The sequence below is a fragment of the Oleiphilus sp. HI0132 genome, from assembly GCF_001635845.1.
The window spans coordinates 1-879 of the sequence record NZ_LWGJ01001399.1 but is presented as its reverse complement, the minus strand read 5'-3'; the positions used below and the strand labels follow the sequence as shown (position 1 = coordinate 879).

General features: G+C 41.5%; 2 protein-coding genes. One reads left to right on the top strand and one right to left on the bottom strand.

Features of this window, described 5'->3' with window-relative positions; genetic code table 11:
- The coding region (locus tag A3766_RS21470) for an RsmE family RNA methyltransferase (RefSeq protein ID WP_156509030.1) at positions 1-462 on the top strand (462 nt) is incomplete at its 5' end.
- A gap of 168 nt (positions 463-630) precedes the next feature.
- On the opposite strand, the gene A3766_RS31395 is transcribed toward A3766_RS21470, so the two are convergent.
- Positions 631-879: hypothetical protein (locus tag A3766_RS31395; RefSeq protein ID WP_197479669.1), on the bottom strand; the 249-nt coding region annotated here is incomplete at its 5' end.

Sequence of the window (879 nt, the reverse complement as noted above, 5' to 3'; positions counted from 1 at the left end):
AAAATGTTAAAGCGAATCATTCAAACCGCCACAACAATGGGCGTGAAGAAAATCTATTTCCTCAATGCCTGGAAGGTAGAAAAGAGCTTTTGGCAAAGCCCCTGGCTAAGTGAAGAAAAAATTCTAGAGAATTGCATCCTTGGCTTAGAACAAGCTCAGGATACCGTGATGCCCGAAATTCATATCAAAAAGCGCTTCAAGCCCTTTGTTGAAGATGAATTACCTGCACTTTCCAAAGGTACACGCCAACTAGTCGCCCACCCTAGAGAGGAACAGCTCTGCCCACATCATCTCGAAGAAGCCTGCACCTTAATCATCGGCCCCGAAGGTGGCTTTACTGAGTATGAAGTAAACAAGCTCAAAGAAGCCGGTTTTGAAGGAGTTCATTTAGGCGAAAGAATTCTACGCGTAGAGACTGCCGTACCCGTATTGATCTCGCGTCTATTTGGGTCAACATTCTAGGGTAATTTTGTCCGCAAAGTTGCCGCTTGATGGCTTCCATTTGAGGGGCTCATATCAGCTGACAATAAGACGCTTAAGGCTGGGTAATGAACTATATTTAGTGTTGTTAGTCTATGAGCTCCAAATTCAGCGGCAGTGCATCTAGCCGTTACCCACTGGAATTTTTTGTTATGCGTGTCCCCCAAAGTTAGAGCTCTTTTTGATGACTTCAATAACTTCTTTTCTGTAAGCAGCATGACCATGTTGTGCTCTTGGGTGAGCTATACGAAAACATTTTGTATTTGCTGCTTTAAACTCCCATATTTTTTTAGGGTTTACTCTGATTGTTTTATGACCATCAAAATGAATTTCAAAAAGTTTTTTTATCAACGGATCTACTCTACTGTATCCAGTAGCAAAGATAATATAATTTGGTTT